Source organism: Rhizobium sp. L51/94, from assembly GCF_019355555.1.
In the GTDB taxonomy this organism is placed as follows: domain Bacteria; phylum Pseudomonadota; class Alphaproteobacteria; order Rhizobiales; family Rhizobiaceae; genus Rhizobium; species Rhizobium rhododendri.
In genome coordinates, this window is record NZ_CP072141.1 from 1,966,625 (window position 1) to 1,985,731 (window position 19,107).

Consider the following 19,107-nt stretch of genomic DNA (forward strand, 5'->3'; position numbering starts at 1 on the left):
TGGCCGTTCAAGTATTGGAAATCCATGTTGTTCTGGATCATCGTCGCCGTACTGACGGCCAGTGTCGGGGCTGTTTTACTCAGGCCGTTGTTGCGCGGCGCGCAGGCGGTAGCGCTTGGCCGCGAGGGCGAAGCTGCCGTATACCGGGACCAGCTTGCAGAACTCGACCGCGATCTCGCAGGAGGGGCGATTACCGCCGAACAGGCAGGTTACGCCCGGGCGGAAATCGGCCGCCGCCTGCTCGCAGTCTCGGCTGCTCCCGAGAAGACGCGGCCGGCACAGACCGGACGCAAGACCTACCGGCTGGCGCAGGCTTTCATCATCGTTCTTCTGCCTGCCCTCGGGCTCTGTCTTTACTTGCGGACCGGCGATCCCGGTCTCCCGTCGCAGCCGCTCCAGGCGAGGCTCGACAATCCCGGCAACGACATGGCCATTCTGGTGGCCAAGGCCGAGCGCCATCTGGCAGAACACCCGGATGACGGAAAAGGCTGGGATGTTCTGGCGCCGATCTATTTCAGGACGATGCGCCTGCTCGATGCCGAGGTTGCCTATCGCAACGCGATCAGGCTGCTGGGGCCGACACCCGATCGGCTTGGCAACCTTGCCGACACACTGATGGCTGCCTCCGACGGCATGGTCACTGCACAAGCCCGCGAAGTGCTGCAGCAATCGATACAGCTTCAGCCCGACAACCCGCGCGCCCAGTTTTACCTGGCGCTGGCTTTCGAGCAGGAAGGCAAGGCGGAAGAGGCGAGAAATGCCTTCACCGCCCTCGCCAGCCAATCTCCGGCGGATGCCCCTTGGCTGCCTGTTGTCAACGAGCATATCGCCAAGAACGGCGGCACGCCTTCAACCCCGAAGACTGCGGACGCGAAGAGTGCCGACCCGAAGGCGCCCGGCGGCCCCGATGCCGCGCAGGTTGCTGCTGCCCAGACCATGGACGCCGGCGACCGCCAGCAGATGATCAGGGGCATGGTCGACACGCTCGATGCCAAGCTCCGGCAGGACCCGTACAATTTCGAAGGATGGATGCGGCTGATACGATCCTATGCCGTGCTGAACGACAGGGAGCGGGCGGCCGATGCGCTGAAACGCGGACTGGTGGCTTTCCCGGCCAGCGGCGAGAAGGGCCAGCAACTCGCCGCCCTTGCAACCCAGCTGGGTCTTCCTCTTGAAGGTGCCACGCCATGACCCGCAAGCAGAAACGCCTGGCCGTCATCGGTGGCGGCATGAGCTTCATCATCGCGGCCGTGCTGCTGGTGATGTTCGCCTTCAGCCAGTCAGTCGCCTATTTCTACATGCCCGGCGACCTCGCCAAGAAGCCGGTCGGGCCCGGCACGTTGATCCGGCTCGGCGGCCTGGTCGGCGAGGGGTCGGTGGTGCGCGGCGAGGGGACGACGGTGCAGTTTGCCGTCACCGACGGCAGCGACGCCATCAAGGTCCGGTATACCGGCATCCTGCCCGATCTGTTCCGAGAGGGGCAGGGCGTCGTCACGGAGGGGCGTTTCGAGCCGGGCGACGATGTTTTCGTTGCCGACACGGTGCTCGCCAAGCATGATGAGCGCTACATGCCCAAGCAGGTTGCCGACCGCCTGAAGAAGGACGGCGTCTGGAAAGGCGAGGAAGCCAGCAAATGATCATCGAGCTCGGCCATTACGCACTGGTTCTGGCCTTGGCCACCGCCATCATTGTCGCGACACTGCCGATGGTCGGTGCGCGCAGGCTCGATCAGGCAATGATGGACGTGGCGCGGCCGGGCTCGATCCTGCTGTTTGCGCTGGTCGCGTTTTCGTTCAGCGTGCTGACCTATGCCCATGTCGTCTCCGACTTCTCGGTCGCCAATGTCTGGGAAAATTCCCACTCGCTGGTGCCGATGGTCTTCAAGGTGTCCGGCGTCTGGGGCAATCACGAGGGATCGATGATGCTCTGGCTGCTGATCCTCGCCCTGTTCAGCGCCCTCGTCGCCCTGTTCGGCCGCCATCTGCCGGACACGCTGCGAGCCAACGTATTGTCCGTTCAGGCGTGGATTTCGGTAGCATTCCTGTTCTTCATCCTTTTGACCTCCAATCCCTTTATCCGCCTCGACCCGGCGCCGGCCGAGGGCAAGGATCTCAACCCGGTGCTGCAGGACATCGGCCTCGCCATCCATCCGCCGCTGCTTTATCTCGGCTATGTCGGCTTCTCCGTCTGTTTTTCCTTTGCCGTCGCCGCGCTGATCGAGGGCCGCATCGACGCGGCCTGGGCGCGCTGGGTGCGGCCGTGGACGCTGGCGGCATGGATCTGCCTGACGGCAGGCATCGCCATGGGGTCCTACTGGGCCTATTACGAGCTCGGCTGGGGCGGCTGGTGGTTCTGGGATCCGGTCGAGAACGCCTCGTTCATGCCGTGGCTTGCCGGAACCGCGCTGCTGCATTCGGCGCTGGTCATGGAAAAGCGCGATGCGCTGAAGATCTGGACGGTGCTGCTGGCGATCCTGACCTTCTCCCTGTCGCTGCTCGGCACGTTCCTCGTGCGCTCCGGGGTTCTCACCTCCGTGCACGCCTTTGCCAGCGACCCGACGCGCGGCGTGTTCATTCTCTGCATCCTGCTGATCTTCATCGGCGGTGCGCTGTCGCTGTTCGCCTTCCGCGCCCCGCGCCTCACGTCCGGTGGGCTGTTCGCGCCGATCTCGCGTGAAGGGGCGCTAGTGCTGAACAATCTCATTCTCACAGTCTCCTGCGGAACGGTGCTCACCGGCACGCTCTATCCGCTGGCGCTGGAAACGCTGACCGACGACAAGATCTCTGTCGGCCCTCCCTTCTTCAACCTGACCTTCGGCCTATTGATGATCCCGCTGCTGCTGGCGGTTCCCTTCGGACCGCTGCTCGCCTGGAAGCGCGGCGACCTGCTGGGCGCCTTCCAGCGGCTCTATACGGCGGCGGGCCTTGCCTTCGTCGCGGCGCTGGTGCTCTTTTATGTGCAGCATGGCGGGCCGGTGATGGCCGTTCTCGGCCTTGCCGCCGGCCTGTTCCTGATTTTCGGCGCGGCCACGGACCTCTGGTTCCGGGCCGGCATCGGCAAGGTTGCCGCCGACGTGGCGTGGCGGCGTTTTGCCGGCCTGCCGCGATCCGCCTTCGGCTCGGCGCTCGCCCATGCCGGACTTGGCGTCACCGTTCTCGGCATCGTCGCCGTCAGCACCTTCCAGACTGAAAACATCCTCGACATGAAGCCCGGCTCAACCACGGAACTCGGCGGCTACAGCCTGCATTTCGACGGCATGAAGCCCGGCATCGGTCCCAACTTTACCGAGGATCGCGGCACCTTCACCGTCAGTCGCGGCGGCGTCGCGGTCGCCACCGTCTCGTCGGCCAAACGCATCTTCACCGCCCGCAAGAGCGCCACCACCGAAGCCGGGATCCTGACCTTCGGCCTCAGCCAACTCTACGTCTCGCTCGGCGATGCCGGCGCCAATGGCAGCATTGTCGTGCGCATCTGGTGGAAACCGTTGATCGTCTGCATCTGGGGCGGCGCCATCATCATGGCACTCGGTGGCATGGTCTCGCTTAGCGACCGCCGCCTGCGCATCGGCGCCCCCAGCCGCCGTGCCAAGCCTGTGCGCGTGGCGATGGAGCCGGCGGAATGAGAGCGTGGGGGTTATACCCCCCTCTGTCGGCTGCGCCGACATCTCCCCCACAGGGGGGGAGATCATTCTTTTCCCTATTTGGCTCTAACGTCTCGGCTAATCTCCCCCCTTGTGGGGGAGATGTCCCGAAGGGACAGAGGGGGGCTCTCGCCGCAATCGCGATACTCCTGGTCCTCATGCTGTTCCCCGTGGCGGCCCTTGCCGTCAATCCGGACGAGGTATTGCCCGATCCAGGTCTCGAGGCGCGGGCGCGGGCGATCTCGACCGAACTGCGCTGCATGGTCTGCCAGAACCAGTCGATCGACGATTCCAACGCGGATCTTGCCCGCGACCTTCGCCTGCTGGTGCGCAAGCGGCTGATGGATGGCGACAGCGACCGGCAAGTGCTGGATTACATCGTTTCCCGCTACGGCGAGTTCGTGCTGCTGAAGCCTCGGCTTAGTGAAAAGACCTATGTGCTCTGGGGCGCCCCTATTGTCCTCTTGGCCGTCGGCGGCCTCGCCATGGCACTTTTCGTCCGTCGCCGTGGCGGTAAGCCGACTGGCACAGGTCTTACTCCCGACGAGGAAGCGCGTCTCGAGGAATTGCTCGGCAAGTAACGTTTCGGTTTCTTCACCTTGGCGGAAACATTCTGCAACATTACCAACATTTCATGGGCCGGACAGTTCACCGTAACGTGCAAGATCCTATATCCTTTCCATCAACTGATCGCCGCTGACCCCACGGCGCCAGTCCAGACGAAAGAGAAGGTAACGCACATGTTCGAGACCATCAAAGGCCGCCTGACGCGCAGCACTGCCTTGAAGGCTTCCGCTGTCGCCGGCATTGCTGTTGCTGCCCTGGCGACAGGCGTCCCAGCCATGATTTCCAATTCCTATGCAGACGCCGTGGTCGTCCAGGCGCCGCAGGTTCCAAGCTTCGCCAATGTCGTCGATGCCGTGTCTCCCGCCGTCGTGTCGGTGCGTGTCGAGTCCCGCGTCAACCCCGCGGCTGCCGATGAGGACGACAGCTTCGGGCTCGGTCGCGGTTTTGACGACCTGCCGGACGATCATCCGCTAAAGAAGTTCTTCAAGCAGTTCGGCCAGCAGCCGAACGGCAAGGGCATGCAGGGCGAGCAGCAGAAGCCGAATGCCGACAAGGGTCGCCTCCGTCCGGTTGCCCAGGGCTCGGGCTTCTTCATCTCCGATGACGGCTACCTCGTCACCAACAACCATGTCGTCTCCGACGGTGCCGCCTTCGTCGTCGTGCTCAGCGATGGCACAGAACTCGATGCCAAGCTGATCGGCAAGGATCCGCGTACCGATCTTGCCGTGCTCAAGGTCGACGACAAGCGCAAGTTCACCTACGTCAAATGGGCCGACGACGAGAAGGTCCGCGTTGGCGACTGGGTCGTCGCTGTCGGCAATCCCTTCGGTCTGGGCGGCACGGTCACCGCCGGTATCATTTCCGCCCGTGGCCGCGACATCGGCTCCGGCCCTTACGACGATTATCTCCAGGTCGATGCGGCCGTGAACAAGGGCAACTCCGGTGGCCCCACCTTCAACCTCAGCGGCGAAGTCGTCGGCATCAACACGGCCATCTTCTCGCCATCGGGCGGCAGCGTCGGCATCGCCTTCGCGATCCCTTCGACGACCGCCAAGGACGTCGTCGCCGACCTCATCAAGACAGGCTCCGTCTCGCGCGGCTGGCTTGGCGTGCAGATCCAGCCCGTCAGCAAGGACATTGCCGAATCGCTCGGACTTTCCGAGGCAGCCGGGGCGCTTGTCGTTTCGCCGCAGGAAGGTTCGCCGGGCCAGAAGGCCGGTATCAAGAACGGCGACGTAGTGACCGCAGTCAACGGCGAACCTATCAAGGACCCACGCGATCTCGCACGCCGCATCGGTGCCATGGCGCCGGGCAAGAAGGTCGAGGTCGCCATATGGCGCAACGGCAAGTCGCAGTCTGTCACCGTCGACCTCGGAACCTTGCCTGCCGAGCAGAAGGCATCGGCCGACGGCAACAATGCGCCGCAGGCAGAACCGCAGCAGCCAGCCTCGGAAAAGGCGCTTACCGATCTCGGCCTCACCGTCGGTCCGTCCGACGATGGCAAGGGTGTCGCGATCACCGGCGTCAATCCGGACTCCGACGCTGCCGACAAGGGCGTGAAGGAAGGCGAGAAGATCACCTCGGTCAATAACCAGGAGGTCGCCAACGCCCAGGATATCGCCAAGGTCATTACCCAGGCGAAGAAGGACGGCCGCACCCGCGCGCTCTTCCAGATCCAGTCGGACAACGGCAGCCGCTTCGTGGCTCTGCCGCTCAGCCAGGGCTGATCGCGGAGAAAGTAACGTGGAGGAAGCCGTGCAAGCCCCCGCCTGCACGGCTTCCTTGTTTTCAAAGCAACCATGGGTGAAATCATGACCACCGGTAGCCAGCCAAAATCAAACGCCGCCGATTCCGGTTGTGCAGCAGTACCGCCGGCGGGTAATGTCACGCACATGAAGATTTTGATCATCGAAGACGATCTCGAGGCCGCCGCTTACCTGACAAAGGCGTTCCGCGAGGCCGGTATACTTGCCGATCACGCCAGCGATGGCGAGAGCGGCCTCTTCATGGGCTCGGAAAACACCTACGACGTCATGGTCATCGACCGTATGCTGCCGCGACGCGACGGGCTTTCGGTCATCGCCGAACTGCGCCGCAAGGCGATCCATACGCCTGTGCTGATCCTTTCGGCGCTCGGCCAGGTCGACGACCGCGTCACAGGCCTTCGCGCCGGCGGCGACGACTACCTGCCGAAACCCTATGCTTTCAGCGAATTGCTCGCCCGCGTCGAAGTTCTGGGCCGCCGCAAGGGCACGCCGGATCAGGATGTGCTGTACCGCGTCGGCGATCTCGAACTCGATCGCCTGTCCCACGAGGTCCGCCGGGCCGGCAAGGAGATCGTCCTGCAGCCGCGCGAGTTCCGCCTGCTGGAATACCTGATGAAGAACGCCGGCCAGGTGGTGACCCGCACCATGCTGCTGGAAAATGTCTGGGATTACCACTTCGATCCCCAGACCAACGTCATCGATGTCCACGTCTCGCGCCTGCGTGCCAAGATCGAGCGGGATTTCAACATGCCGCTGCTGAAGACCATTCGCGGGGCAGGGTACATGATCAAGGACGAGGGATGAGTCGCTTCCGCGTCCTCTTCAAGTCCACCGCCGTCCGCCTGTCCGCCCTCTACATCCTGCTTTTCGCGCTCTGCGCTGCGACGCTGGTGTTCTACGTGACATCCATGTCCGAGCGGCTGATGACGGGCCAGATCCGCGATGCCGTCAGCCAGGAAGTCAATCAGGTCAAGCACGCCTATGAGGGCGGCGGCCTTAACCTTCTGCTGCGTACGATGGAGCGCCGCGCTCGCCAACCGGGAGCCAATCTTTACGTTATTGCGAGCCCTACGGGCGTCATTCTTGCCGGCAACGTCGCGTCCGTACAGCCCGGCACCTTCGACGACCAGGGCTGGACCGAAGTCCCCTTCACCTACGAGCGATATGCCGATACCGGCGCCGAGCGTCGCCACCTCGCCATCGCCAACATCTTCACGCTCGACAACGGCCTGCGCATCCTGATCGGCCGCGACCTCGGCGAGCCCGAGCGGTTTCGTCTGCTCGTACGCCAGGCGCTGATGCTGGCGCTGGCGATCATGGGTGTCGGGGCACTGGTGATCTGGTTCGGCATCGGCCGCAATGCGCTCCGCCGCATCGACCGGATGACCGATGCGAGCCGCAAGATCATGGCCGGCGACCTGTCGCAGCGTCTTCCGGTCGGCGGTTCCGGCGATGAGTTCGACCGCATGTCGGATTCGCTGAACACCATGCTGGAGCGCATCGAGAAGCTCAACGAAGGCCTGCGCCAGGTTTCCGATAACATCGCCCACGACCTGAAGACGCCGTTGACTCGTCTGCGCAACAAGGCGGTCGACGCGCTCGACATCGACAACGAGGATCGCCGGCGCGGCGCACTCGAAGGCATCATCGCCGAATCAGACCAACTGATCCGCACCTTCAACGCTCTTTTGATGATCTCCCGTGTTGAGGCCGGCGCGGTTGCAGCCGAAATGACCACGGTCGATCTCTCCGCCATTGTCGCCGACACCGCCGAACTCTACGAGCCGGTCGCCGAAGATGCCGGGCTTGTCCTCACGGCCGAGATAGAGCCCGGCGTTGAAATCCAGGGCAATCGCGAACTGATCGGCCAGGCGTTGTTCAACCTCATCGACAACGCTCTGAAATACGCGCCTGGCGGCAATGGTCAGCCGGAGGTCATTCTCAAGCTCAGCCGTGGTGCCGATGGCGTCACGCTCTGTGTCGCTGACCGTGGTGCAGGCGTGCCGGTAGAAAGGCGCGAAGACGTGGTGAAACGCTTCTTCCGTCTCGACGAAAGCCGCTCGAAGCCGGGCACCGGCCTCGGCCTGTCGCTGGTCGAAGCTGTCATGGAACTGCACGGCGGCAAGCTGCAGCTTTCCGATACCGACCCCGACAGCAGCGAGGCCCGCGGCCTGACCGCGACGATGGTGTTTGCGAACGCCGGCAAGGCGTAGGGCGGCCTTCACAAATCGGACATCGACCCATATTACCGCTGTGAACAACTTCAATGAGGACCTCACGCCATGGCTTCAGTCATTTCCGTCGCCCGTGATCAGGTGCACCAGTTCTCCAAGGCTGTGGTCGATCGCATCGAGATCGTCGAGAATTTGGGCGTTGAGGGCGATGCCCATGCGGGCGTCACGGTGCAGCATCGCTCGCGGGTGGCTGTCGATCCGAACCAGCCCAATCTCCGTCAGGTCCACCTGATCGAGCGTGAACTGCTCGATGAACTCGCAGGCGAGGGGTTCGAGCTGCAGCCGGGCGATCTGGGCGAAAACATCCTGACCGAGGGAATTTCGCTTCTGGAACTGCCGACCGATACGATCCTGAAGATCGGACCCGACGTGAGGCTGAAGGTGACCGGCCTGCGCAATCCCTGCGCCCAGATCGAAAACTTCCGGACCGGGCTTTTGAAGAAGGTCGTCTATACCGGAAAAGACGGCAACATCGTCCGCAAGGCCGGGGTCATGACCATCGTGCTTTCTGGCGGCAGAGTGCAGCCCGGCGACCAGATCGCGGCCGACCTGCCTCCGTTGCCGCACCGCCCTCTGGAACGTGTGTAAGAGAAAATCATTGCCATGCCCTTGTCGCGAACCATCGCGATCAACGCTATTGGCGGGGAGTGCACTTCGTCCTAGATTGGCTGGCAATCAGCGTCGCGCCTGTTGGCCGGGGCGTCTGACCACGACCGCTTGAACAGGCCGGAGTGCTGTGTGACCCCATCGACAGATCGACTGGATACCGTGGCTCCCGGCCTTCTGCGACCGTTGAGCCAGGCCGAAGCCAAATCTGCCCTGGCCAGACTGAAGACCCTTGGCAAGACCGAGCCGACAATAGCGGCGTTGCTGGACGGCGATACGGCGTTGCGGGATTTTATCGTCGCGGTCTTCACGCTTTCACCCTACCTCCGCGATACCGCCGAGCTCGACGCGCCTCTGCTCGCATCCGCGATCAATGTGCCGTTGCTGTCGCAGATCGACCGGTTGGTTGCCGATGCCCGGGAGGCGTGGCGGCCCGTCGACGGCGTCGCCCCTTCCGAAACCGAGCTGATGGCCCGGCTGCGGCGTATCAAGCGCAAGACGGCATTTCTGATCGCGCTCGCCGACCTAGGCCGGCTGTTCGATGCAAAGACGTCGGCCCGCCTGCTGAGCGGACTTGCCGAGGCCTCCATTTCCGCAGCAATCGACTTCCTGTTGCTGTCGGCCCACGAGGCCCGCAAGCTGACGCTGGTGAACGTCACGGCGCCAAGCCAGGGCTCCGGCCTGATCGTTCTCGGAATGGGCAAGCTCGGGGCAGAGGAACTGAACTATTCATCCGATGTCGATCTGGTCATCTTTTTCGACGAGATGGCCGGCATCGTTGCCGATCCCGACGACGCCATAGAGATCTTCCCGCGACTGATGCGGCGGCTCGTCCGCATCCTGCAGGAGCGCACGGCCGACGGATATGTGTTTCGCACAGACCTGCGCCTGAGACCCGATCCTGGCGCCACCGCCCTTGCCATGCCTGTCGATGCGGCGATGATCTATTACGAGGGCAGGGGACAGAACTGGGAGCGCGCCGCCTTCATCAAGGCCCGCCCCGTGGCCGGCGACCGGGAGGCCGGGGCAGCCTTCATCCGCGATCTCGTGCCCTTCGTCTTCCGCAAATATCTGGATTTCGCCGCCATCGCCGATATCCATTCGATCAAGCGGCAGATCCACGTCCACAAGGGCCACGGCGCGATCACCGTGAAGGGCCACAACGTCAAGCTCGGGCGGGGCGGCATTCGCGAGATCGAATTCTTCGCCCAGACCCAGCAGTTGATTGCCGGCGGACGCATGCCGTCGCTGCGCAGCCGGGCAACGGAGGCAACGCTTGCTGAACTGACCAGGGCAGGCTGGATAGATGCGGAAACGCGCGACGAGTTGACCGAGGGCTACTGGTTCCTCCGTGATGTCGAGCACCGCATCCAGATGGTGCGTGACGAGCAGACCCACCTGCTGCCCGAGACAGACCCCGAACTGAGGCGCATCGCGCTGATGATGGGCTTTGCGGACCTGCCGCGCTTTTCGGAGCGGCTTGTGTCCGTGCTGAAGACAGTCGAAAAGCGCTATTCCCAACTTTTCGAGTACGAGAAGGGATTATCCGGCGAGGCCGGCAATCTCGTCTTTACCGGCCAGGCTGATGATCCCGAGACACTCCAGACCCTGCAGCGTCTCGGCTTTACCCGCCCGGCCGATATCTCCCGTATCATCCGCACCTGGCATTACGGCCGATATCGCGCGACCCAATCGGTCGAGGCACGGGAGCGTCTGACGGAACTGATGCCGCAATTGCTGCGCGCCTTCGGGGAAAGTACGCGGGCCGACGAGGCGCTACTGCGCTTCGATCAGTTTCTCGCTGGACTGCCGGCCGGCATCCAGCTCTTTTCTCTGCTCGGCAACAATCCCGTGCTGCTCGGCCTTCTCGTTACCATCATGTCGGCGGCGCCACGGCTAGCCGATATCATCGCCGCGCGCCCACATGTCTTCGATGGCATGCTGGATCCGGGCATCATGACCGAGCTGCCGACGCGTGACTACCTCTCCTCGCGCCTCGAAAGCTTCCTGCAGCCCGCCCGGCACTACGAAGACACACTCGACCGACTCCGCATCTTTGCCGCAGAGCAGCGCTTCCTGATCGGCATCAGGCTGCTCACCGGTGCGATATCGGGAGAGATGGCGGGACGGGCGTTCAGCCATCTGGCCGATCTCGTCATCGCGTCGGCGCTGGATGCTGTTCAAACCGAAGTAAGCCTGGCGCACGGCAATTTCCCCGGCGGCCGCATCGCCGTCGTCGGCATGGGGAAGCTGGGCAGCTTCGAACTCACAGCCGGATCCGATGTCGATATTATTTTGCTCTACGACTACGACGATGGCGCAACCGGCTCGGATGGTCAGAAGCCGCTCGACGCCACCCGCTATTTCACCCGCATCACCCAGCGCCTGATCGCCGCCCTGTCTGCGCCGACGGCCGAGGGCATTCTCTATCAGGTCGACATGCGGCTGCGGCCCTCGGGCAACAAGGGGCCGGTTGCAACCCGCATCAATGCCTTCGAGAAATATCAGCGCGAGGAAGCCTGGACCTGGGAGCATATGGCTCTGACCCGGGCCCGGCTGGTTTGCGGCGACCCGACACTGGTCTCGCATGCCGAACGGATCATCGCCGGCATTCTCGCAGCGCCCGCAGACAAGCCAAAGATCGCCACTGACGTGGCGGACATGCGGGCACTCGTCGATACCGAGAAGCCGCCCGCCGGAGTGTGGGATCTCAAGCACATGCCGGGCGGCCAGATCGACATCGAGTTCCTCAGCCAATATGCGCGGCTGGTGTCGCCGCTCGCCGTTACGGCGGAAGAAAACCGGGGCTTTACTACCGCGGAAGCGCTTGCGCGCTTCGGCCCCGGTCTCATCCCCGAGCAGGATCTCGCCAGGTGCCGGCAGGCGCTGGCGCTCTATACCGAGCTGTCGCAGCTGATCCGGCTTTGCATCGATGGTGTCTTCGATCCCGCACAAGCGCCGGCAGGGTTGATCGATCTCGTGGCCCACGCCGGCGATTGCCCGGATGTGGTGACACTGGAAGCTGAACTCCGCCGCCTAGGCGACGCGACGCGCCGCATATTTCATGCGGTCCTCGTGCGGTAAGGCACCCGTCGAGGTTGGCTGGTCCGGAATATAGACGGAGATGACGGTGCCGACGCCTTCGCGAGAACGGATGTTCATGGTGCCCTGATGCAGCGTTGCCAGTGAGCGAGAGATGGCAAGTCCGAGACCGGACCCACCTTTGCTCTTGGCGTATTGGTTCTGCACCTGCTCGAAGGGCTGGCCGATCTTGCCGAGTGCGGATTTCGGGATGCCGATACCGGTGTCAGCGATCGTCAGCATGACACCCTCGCTGACATCGCGCAGGCGCACGGCGATCCGCCCGCCATTGTTGGTGAACTTGACGGCGTTGGAGAGCAGGTTGAGCAGGATCTGCTTCATGGCTCGACGGTCGGCTGTCAGCGTCCTGCCTGTCAAGAAGCGCTGCTCCACCTGAATATTCTTCGAAGCAGCGGGCACGGAAGTAAAGCGCAGGCATTCCTCGATCAAAGGCACCAGGTCGATTGTCTCGCATGACAGCTTGACATGGCCGGCCTCAATTTTCGACATGTCGAGAATATCGTTGATAACGTTGAGGAGATGCTTGCCGCTGTCGTGGATATCGCGGGCATATTCGTCGTATTTTTCCGATCCGAGCGGACCGAACATCTGGTTCTGCAGAATTTCCGAAAAACCTAGAATGGCGTTGAGCGGCGTGCGCAGCTCATGCGACATGTTGGCGAGGAATTCGGACTTAGCCTTGTTGGCCGCTTCGGCGCGGTCTTTTTCGGCCAGGTAATTTGTGTTGGCAATCGAGAGTTCCGCTTTCTGGCGCTCGAGAGTCTGCCGTGAGGCGGAGAGGTCGTCGATGGTCGCGTTGTTGCGGCGCTCGGATTCGCGCAGGCGCTCCTGGTGGCGTTTCAGCAGCGTGATGTCCGTGCCGACGGAAACGGTGCCGCCATCGCGCGTCCGGCGCTCGTTGATCTGCAGCCAGCGCTCGTCGGCAAGTTGCACTTCGGTGGTGACGGAGTAGCCAGAGCGGTCCGCATCGGCGATGCGCCGCTCGATCACAGGACGGGCTGCGGCTGCCGCCACGGCCGAACGCTCGGTACCGGGCATCAGGACGCTGTCTGGAAGCCCGTAGGCCTGCTGATAGTGGGCGTTGCACATGACCAGGCGGTCGTTCTTGTCCCAGAGCACGAAGGCTTCCGACGTACATTCGATAGCATCCGCCAGCCGCTGGTCGGCTTCGGCGTAGCGCTGCGCCAGCCGGTGCTGTTCGGTGACATCCATCGCGATGCCGATCATGTGCTCCTGGCCGGAATTGGTGCGGATAACCTGGGCACGGACCCGCATCCACACATAGTGACCGCCGGCATGGCGAATACGCAGGATCTGGTCGATCTGGCCGGCCTTGCCTTTGGCGACGGCGCGCGCCAGCTCATACAGGCTGTTGTCGTTCGGATGCATCAGGCGGGCCGCGTCGCCGAAAGATAGCGTCTTGTCCGAGGCGGGCAGGCCGAGCATGTCGTACATCGAGCGCGACCAGAAGAATTCGCGGTTGGCAAAATCGAAATCCCAAAGGCCACACCGTCCGCGCGACAAGGCAGTCTCGACGCGCAGGTTGGATTCCAGAAAAGTCTCGTCTGCATCCCGGGCTCGCCGGACCTGCATGTAGTAGGCGTAGAGGATGACCAGCAGGATCGATGAAATCCCGGCAAATAGCGTCACGTTCAGGGTGAGCTCGTCGCGCCACAGGCGGCCGATCTGTTCCAGCGACACGGCCGACACGATGAACCCGCCCTTGTCGCCGATAAGCGCGATCGAGGCGTAGTAGGGCAGGCCGCCGATGGTGGTTTCGATCACGCCGCCGCCGTCCCCGAACCGGCGAATGGTTGAGACTTCAGGAAAGAAGTCCGAGATCGTCAGGCCGACGTACCGGACCCCGTCGATGGAAGAGGCAAAGACGCGGCCGCTTGCCTGCACAAGCAGCACGAAGTCGCCGCTGTCGAGCCTGTCCTGCGGCAGGAAGGTGCGAAGCCGCGCTTCGGCCGCATCCCTGTCGCCGACATCGAACAATGTCACGTCATGGGCAAAAGCGGCGGATGCGACAGACGCGGAGAGAACCGTGGAATGACGAGCCGCTGTTTCCATGCGGCCGTGCTCCATCACCATCGCTACGATATGCGAGGCAGCCACGACGGAGAGAAAGGCGAGGATCAGGATCGGGATTGCCCGCTTGAGGATGTTTTCTGCCTTGGAAAAATTGCGTGAAACGTTGCCGACGCTTACCCCCGCACGGTCGATAAGACCGTCATGCCAAGATTTAAGATCGTCAAAATTGACACGCAGCCGCCCCTCGGCCGCAGTCGCCCGCCGCACGTCCACCATATCTCGCCCTGAACCTCGTGTGATTCGCGGCGCCGCTCGCCCGAACCTGCGCCAATGAATCATTCGCGATTCGGCTTGTCCAGAGGGCGTGATAAAACTTTCTTAACTATTTGCTATTGCAGGTTTTTTAGAAGTCGAGATTGCGCGCGTCGGAGGCAATGCCCAGTCTTCGTTGCTCTTGTCGCGCAAATCACCTGTTGCGTCGCCGCAAATCACTCCTTCAAAATGCGGTCAACGATGTCACGGACGTCGGTAGAAAGCTCTTCCGCCCGCTCGATCTGCATCAGCGCCGCGCGCGCATGATCGGCGCGGACCGGCTCCAGTGATCGCCATGAACGCATCGATGTCAGGATACGGGCGGCAAGCTGCGGGTTGCGGGGGTCTATGGTCAGGATTTCCTCGGCCAGGAAGCGGTAGCCTCCGCCATCGGCGCGGTTGAAGCCCGTCGGATTGTTGAAAGCAAGGGTTCCGACCAGCGCCCGCACCCGGTTGGGATTGGCGCGCGTGAACAGCGGATCCTGCATCAGCGCCTGGACGCGCTGCAATGTTGCAGCGCCGGGAACGGAAGCCTGGATTGCAAGCCACTTGTCGACGACCAGTGCATTGTCTTCGAAGCGGGTCTTGAAGGTCGCCAGTGCCTCGTTGGCTTCCGCCGTTTCCGGAAAGCGATGCGCCAGGATTGTCAGCGCGTGGCTCAGATCGGTCATGTTGTTGGCAGCGTCGAAGGCGGCCTTGGCGCGCGCCGGCGTGTTGTCGGACAGCGACAAAAAGCCGAGCGCGGCGTTGCGGAGCGCGCGTCGGCCGGCGCTGGCGGCATCGGGGCTAAAGTCGCCCGGTGTTGCCATGCCCTCGTGGAGCGCCGCAAAGATATCCCTTCCGGCGTCGGCGATCTGCGAAAGGATCGCCTGGCGGCCGGCGTGGATCGCGTCCGGGTCGTTGTTGGCACCAAGCTCGCGAGCCAGGTCGGCCTCGCTCGGCAGGTTCAGCACCTGAGCGCGGAAGGCCGGCTCCAGTGTTTCGTCTGCGGCAGCCGTCAAAAGGGCGTCGATCAGCGTCTGGTCGCAGGCGACGGGCGCACGATTGCGGGTGTCCTGGACTGCCCGCAGCAGGATCGGCAACGCCAGATCGGTGAGCGCCTGCCAGCGCGCAAAATGATCGGACTCGAAGCGGGCAATGAGGGCAAGATCAGCTGCGCTCTGGTCGAAGTGCAGGTTGATCGGCGCCGAGAAACTGCGGTTCAGGGAGAGCACGGGACGTGACGGGATGTCGTGGAAGACGACAGTCTGGGCGCGTTCGACCAGATGCAGCACGTCCGTCGTGAACTCCGCACCCTCGACTTTCGCCGGTGTCATTGGCTTTCCGTCTTCGGAAAGCAGGCCAAGCCGCAGCGGAATATGCATCGGCTCCTTGGCAGACTGGCCGGGTGTCGCCGGTACCATCTGCTCGAGCGACAGGGTGAAGGTCCTGGCGGAAGCATCGTAGGCGCAGGAGGCGGTGACCAGCGGCGTACCGGCCTGATGATACCACAACGAGAACTGCGTCAGGTCGCGGCCGCTGACCTCTGCAAAGCAGGCAACGAAATCCTCGACCGTCGCGGCGTCGCCGTCATGACGCTCAAAATAGAGATCCATGCCTTTCTTGAACAGATCGCTGCCGAGGAGCGTCGCGATCATGCGGGTGACTTCGCTGCCCTTTTCGTAGACCGTCGTTGTATAGAAATTGTTGATCTCGCGATATTTCGTCGGGCGGACGGGATGCGCCAGCGGTCCGCCGTCTTCCGGAAACTGTTCGGATTTCAGATGCCGGACCTCCGCGATGCGCTTGACCGGGCGCGAGCGCTGGTCGGCTGAAAACTCGTGGTCGCGGAAAACCGTCAGGCCTTCCTTCAGGCAGAGCTGGAACCAGTCGCGGCAGGTGATGCGGTTGCCGGTCCAGTTGTGGAAATACTCGTGGGCAATGATCGCTTCAATGTTGGCATAGTCGGCGTCGGTCGCCGTTTCCGGATCGGCCAGAACGTACTTGTCGTTGAAGACGTTAAGCCCCTTGTTCTCCATTGCCCCCATGTTGAAGTCGGAGACGGCGACGATCATGAAGATATCGAGATCGTATTCGCGGCCGAAAACCTCTTCGTCCCACTTCATCGAGCGCTTTAGCGCATCCATGGCATAGGCAGCGCGCGGCTCCTTGCCGTGCTCGACATAGATCTTCAGCGTCACTTCGCGCTCGGACATGGTGACGAACGTGTCTTCGATGACGCCGAGATCGCCGGCGACCAGCGCAAAGAGATAGCTCGGCTTTGGATGCGGATCGAACCACGCGGCAAAGTGCTTGCCTTCGCCATACCCGGCACCGCCGAGGAAGTTACCGTTCGACAGAAGCAGTGGATTGGCAGCCTTGTCGCCGATGATGTTGACGGTGTATGGCGCCAGCACGTCGGGGCGGTCGGGAAAATAGGTGATGCGGCGAAAACCCTCGGCCTCGCACTGGGTGCAATAGATGCCGCCGGTGCGGTAAAGGCCCATCAACTGGGTATTGGCTTCCGGGTTGATGATCGTGGTGATCGTCAGTTCGAAAGGCAGCGTTGATGGTAGATCGCGCACAGTCAGGTTTTTGTCGGTGACTGAATACTGCGACGCCGGAACTTCTTCCTGGTCAAGCAGCAGGCCGGAAAGGCTCAATTCGTCGCCGTCGAGGATCAGAGGCGCTGTTGCATCGACCCCTTCGCGGCGGTGAAAGATCAGCCTGGCTTCCACCTTGGTTGCGGTCGGATCGAGTTCGAAGGTGAGGTCTACGCGCTCCAGGACAAAATCTGTGGGACGGTAGTCCGCCAAATGGACGATCTGGCCGATATCAGTGCGCATGGGGGTTCCTAGGTAGACGTTAGGGACGGTGGCCGAGCGGGCGCGAGCGTCGATTTGAAACAGCTTTATTCAATATGATTACATTAAAATCTGAACCAAAGCTAAAGCCATGTATTTCTTCGACCGCAATTTGCAATTGCTGTCCGAAATTCTTTGATAACAGAAGAATTTACCGGCGATCAGGCAAGGCGGTCGTCTGGCGAAGCAGTACGGACGGATGTCTCCGTCCCGCGCACCGGGATCGGCATGGCCTTGAAATCAGTTTTGTCGATGCGCCCCTCACCAACTTTTCGCCGCGCAGTGCGCCAGCCCGCGTAACCAGCATAGAACGCAAAAACCAGCGCCAGAAACCAGAGCAGTCCCGACGTGCCGAAGACCTGCATCATTGCACCAGCAGCCAGCGGACCGACGACGGTGCCGAGGCCGTAGAGGATCATGATGCCGCTGGAGATCGTCACATATTCGTCCGGGGCCGCGCGGTCATTGGCATGCGCGACGTTGATCGCGTAAATCGGGTAAAGCACCGTGCCGACGAAGAAGGCGGCGATATAGAGCGAGACGATGGAACGGACATCGAATAGGGTCATGACCGCACAGGCGACGACGCCGACGATGCCGCAAACGATCATCACCATGCGACGGTCGATCAAGTCGGATACCCTGCCTATCGGCATTTGCGAGATCGCCCCACCTGCCAGCACGCAGGCGAGGAGTGTCGCCCCCTGCGCCGTATTCATGCCGACGATCTGGGTGTAGACGCCGCCAAGACTATTCCAGGTGCCGGACAGGGCGCCCGATAGCAGCGAGCCGACAAAGGCAACGGGAGATAGTTGATAGAGCTTGGGAAGGTTGAATTTGGCTTGGGCTATCGGTGTCGGAGAGGCGGCCGTCGACAGCGCCGTCGGTAGCATGGCCAGCGCGAAGATGATGCCGCACAGGATGAACAGAGACGTCGATTTGGGATCGCCGAGCGGGACAAGATATTGCCCGCCGATCGATCCTACCAGGCAGGTGATCATATACACAGAGAAGATCGTTGCCCGGTTGGCATTGGTGACGCGCTCGTTCAGCCAGCTTTCGATGATCAGGTAGCTGCCGGCGATGGCAAAGCCGCTGATGAAGCGGAACGCCACCCAGGCCCGCCAGTCCACCAGCAGCGCGCAGAGCAGGATGCCGACGCCGAGCAGTGAAATCAGGGCGCCGAACACGCGTACATGGCCAACCCGCTTCACAAACAGCGGAGTGATGATGCAGGAGATGGTAAATCCGAGCGTATAGCCGGTTGCGATGAAAGAGATCGTGAATGTCGACCATCCCTCCGCCACCGAACGGATCGGCACGACATAGTTCATCAACCCCAGCCCGACCATCATCAGGAGGGTCGACAGCATCAGGCTGGCGATAGAGATCAGGCTTGCCAGCATGGCACTGTTCCGCTCTTGGCAGGGGTGGATGGCAGAGAATGTATTGTCCTCTATCCCACCATAAGCGCGCAATCAATCGCGACACTGCGCGGCGCATAAAGCGCGTCACCGAAAGCGAAATCGTATTGCCGTTTGAATGTGAATTGGCGGCTGAGGTTCTCGTGCCGCTGAGGCTGTTGCCCGGCTTGCTCTTTCAAGGCTCTCGCATCGCCACGTTCACCGAGGCACCTCAGCTATGCGGACCCTGCACGCTTTTCAGGAGGCGCGAAATTCCGCGAACATCGTGGTCGGGCGGACAAGACGGGAAGATGTGCCGGTTCCACGAGCCGTTATCTGTTCGTTTGTCGCCTCGAGGCGGCGATAGCCTTGTGACCCGCGCAAAGAAGCATTTACCTGACGGAGGGTTTCAAACCCGCAATGTATAGGACGCGAACGAATGGTCATTGCCTTGGATCCTGATCGTGGTTCCTCCCAAGACGCCCGATTAATATCGCAATGCAGCATCGATTCTACAACGCATGTTGCCGCCATGGCAGTCATGCGTAAATCACATGGCTAAATTCATAATTTCATTATAGTGCCAAAAAAATAGTCGTT

The 19,107-nt window shown here is 62.2% G+C and carries 12 protein-coding genes and 1 pseudogene; 9 read left to right on the forward strand and 4 right to left on the reverse strand.

Annotated elements, in window-relative coordinates:
* The first annotated feature begins 24 nt into the window (after positions 1-24).
* From ccmI to J5274_RS09700, 9 genes are all read left to right on the forward strand, one after another.
* On the forward strand, positions 25-1,191 hold the full coding sequence (ccmI, locus tag J5274_RS09660) for a c-type cytochrome biogenesis protein CcmI (protein WP_142829852.1): 1,167 nt from the start codon (positions 25-27) through the stop codon (positions 1,189-1,191).
* A complete protein-coding gene (gene ccmE / locus J5274_RS09665; protein ID WP_111220349.1) occupies positions 1,188-1,637 on the forward strand; it encodes a cytochrome c maturation protein CcmE in 450 nt (149 codons plus the stop codon). The genes ccmI and ccmE overlap by 4 nt, the downstream gene beginning before the upstream one ends.
* Complete coding sequence (locus J5274_RS09670) at positions 1,634-3,622, forward strand: heme lyase CcmF/NrfE family subunit (protein WP_142829850.1); 1,989 nt, start codon at positions 1,634-1,636, stop codon at positions 3,620-3,622. The genes ccmE and J5274_RS09670 overlap by 4 nt, the downstream gene beginning before the upstream one ends.
* A 176-nt stretch (positions 3,623-3,798) precedes the next feature.
* Positions 3,799-4,221 (forward strand): cytochrome c-type biogenesis protein, encoded by a 423-nt coding sequence (locus tag J5274_RS09675; protein WP_142829848.1) that lies wholly within the window; start codon positions 3,799-3,801, stop codon positions 4,219-4,221.
* Between the two features lie 159 nt (positions 4,222-4,380).
* Complete coding sequence (locus J5274_RS09680; RefSeq protein WP_142829846.1) at positions 4,381-5,934, forward strand: Do family serine endopeptidase; 1,554 nt, start codon at positions 4,381-4,383, stop codon at positions 5,932-5,934.
* A 165-nt stretch (positions 5,935-6,099) separates the two neighbouring features.
* Entirely contained in the window at positions 6,100-6,777 is a 678-nt protein-coding gene (locus J5274_RS09685; protein ID WP_111220777.1) for a response regulator transcription factor, read from the forward strand.
* Positions 6,774-8,186: a HAMP domain-containing sensor histidine kinase gene (locus J5274_RS09690; RefSeq protein ID WP_142829845.1), complete on the forward strand. Its 1,413-nt coding sequence runs from the start codon at positions 6,774-6,776 to the stop codon at positions 8,184-8,186. Before J5274_RS09685 ends, J5274_RS09690 begins: the two co-directional genes overlap by 4 nt.
* Before the next feature lie 69 nt (positions 8,187-8,255).
* Complete coding sequence (locus J5274_RS09695) at positions 8,256-8,795, forward strand: MOSC domain-containing protein (protein ID WP_142829843.1); 540 nt, start codon at positions 8,256-8,258, stop codon at positions 8,793-8,795.
* A 150-nt stretch (positions 8,796-8,945) separates the two neighbouring features.
* Positions 8,946-11,897: a bifunctional [glutamine synthetase] adenylyltransferase/[glutamine synthetase]-adenylyl-L-tyrosine phosphorylase gene (locus J5274_RS09700; protein ID WP_142829841.1), complete on the forward strand. Its 2,952-nt coding sequence runs from the start codon at positions 8,946-8,948 to the stop codon at positions 11,895-11,897.
* Positions 11,898-11,918: 21 nt separating this feature from the next.
* Here the strand turns inward: J5274_RS09700 and J5274_RS09705 are convergent.
* From J5274_RS09705 to J5274_RS28780, 4 genes and pseudogenes are all read right to left on the reverse strand, one after another.
* A pseudogene (locus J5274_RS09705) lies at positions 11,919-14,225 on the reverse strand (PAS domain-containing sensor histidine kinase); the annotation flags it as partial.
* Positions 14,226-14,437: 212 nt separating this feature from the next.
* Positions 14,438-17,086, reverse strand: coding sequence for an aminopeptidase N (gene pepN / locus J5274_RS09710; protein WP_142829838.1), 2,649 nt, complete (start codon positions 17,084-17,086; stop codon positions 14,438-14,440).
* Between the two features lie 179 nt (positions 17,087-17,265).
* A complete protein-coding gene (locus J5274_RS09715; protein WP_142829836.1) occupies positions 17,266-18,510 on the reverse strand; it encodes an MFS transporter in 1,245 nt (414 codons plus the stop codon).
* A 255-nt stretch (positions 18,511-18,765) separates the two neighbouring features.
* Positions 18,766-18,954: a hypothetical protein gene (locus J5274_RS28780; protein WP_142829834.1), complete on the reverse strand. Its 189-nt coding sequence runs from the start codon at positions 18,952-18,954 to the stop codon at positions 18,766-18,768.
* Between the last annotated feature and the right edge of the window lie 153 nt (positions 18,955-19,107).

What these genes read in the sequence shown, in the direction of transcription:
- ccmI (WP_142829852.1), top strand. Translation starts at nt 25, where the DNA reads ATGTTGTTCTGGATCATCGTCGCCGTACTGACGGCCAGTGTCGGGGCT.
- ccmE (WP_111220349.1), top strand. Translation starts at nt 1,188, where the DNA reads ATGACCCGCAAGCAGAAACGCCTGGCCGTCATCGGTGGCGGCATGAGC.
- J5274_RS09670 (WP_142829850.1), top strand. Translation starts at nt 1,634, where the DNA reads ATGATCATCGAGCTCGGCCATTACGCACTGGTTCTGGCCTTGGCCACC.
- J5274_RS09675 (WP_142829848.1), top strand. Translation starts at nt 3,799, where the DNA reads ATGCTGTTCCCCGTGGCGGCCCTTGCCGTCAATCCGGACGAGGTATTG.
- J5274_RS09680 (WP_142829846.1), top strand. Translation starts at nt 4,381, where the DNA reads ATGTTCGAGACCATCAAAGGCCGCCTGACGCGCAGCACTGCCTTGAAG.
- J5274_RS09685 (WP_111220777.1), top strand. Translation starts at nt 6,100, where the DNA reads ATGAAGATTTTGATCATCGAAGACGATCTCGAGGCCGCCGCTTACCTG.
- J5274_RS09690 (WP_142829845.1), top strand. Translation starts at nt 6,774, where the DNA reads ATGAGTCGCTTCCGCGTCCTCTTCAAGTCCACCGCCGTCCGCCTGTCC.
- J5274_RS09695 (WP_142829843.1), top strand. Translation starts at nt 8,256, where the DNA reads ATGGCTTCAGTCATTTCCGTCGCCCGTGATCAGGTGCACCAGTTCTCC.
- pepN (WP_142829838.1), bottom strand. Translation starts at nt 17,086, where the DNA reads ATGCGCACTGATATCGGCCAGATCGTCCATTTGGCGGACTACCGTCCC.
- J5274_RS09715 (WP_142829836.1), bottom strand. Translation starts at nt 18,510, where the DNA reads ATGCTGGCAAGCCTGATCTCTATCGCCAGCCTGATGCTGTCGACCCTC.
- J5274_RS28780 (WP_142829834.1), bottom strand. Translation starts at nt 18,954, where the DNA reads ATGACCATTCGTTCGCGTCCTATACATTGCGGGTTTGAAACCCTCCGT.